The organism is Kitasatospora phosalacinea (assembly GCF_000716545.1).
GTDB lineage: Bacteria > Actinomycetota > Actinomycetes > Streptomycetales > Streptomycetaceae > Kitasatospora > Kitasatospora phosalacinea.
Window position 1 is genome coordinate 1 of record NZ_JNWZ01000177.1, and the last position, 480, is coordinate 480.

At 68.5% G+C, this 480-nt stretch carries 1 protein-coding gene; it reads right to left on the bottom strand.

Going from position 1 to position 480, the window contains the following annotated elements:
* Positions 1–68: 68 nt before the first annotated feature.
* Positions 69–480 (bottom strand): transposase (locus OO48_RS34020; RefSeq protein WP_209439597.1); only part of this gene is annotated, 412 nt, incomplete at its 5' end.

The following is a 480-nucleotide window of genomic DNA, read 5'->3' on the forward strand; positions in this document are numbered from 1 at the left end:
GTCCAGGACCTGGCACAGCCGCTTCACCTCGTAGGCGTCCCGGTGGTCGTGGACGAACTGGAAGCGGCTCACCAGTTCGTCTCGCCGGCGAAATACTTGGCCGCCCTGCGCAGGATGTCCCGCTCGGTGGCGAGCTTGCGCTCGCTCGCCTCGAGCTCGGCCACCCGGGCCTCCAACTGCCGGATCCGCTCGTCGGGATCGGTGGACGCGGCCGGCTGCCCCGCCTGGACGGATGCCTTCCCGTCCGACCGGGGGTCGGTAGGCGTGACGCCGCGGCGTCCGCGGTCCCGCAGCACCCACTCGCGCAACGTCGCCCTGTTGACGCCCAGGTCAGCAGCGATGTCCTTGTAGGTCGCCCCGGGCGTGGACTCGTACAGGGCCACGGCATCGGCCTTGAACTCGTCTGAGTAGTCCTTCATCGCCATCGGCGGTGTTCTCGCTTCCTCCGGATCAAGCAGATCCAGTATCAGCGTGTCCACC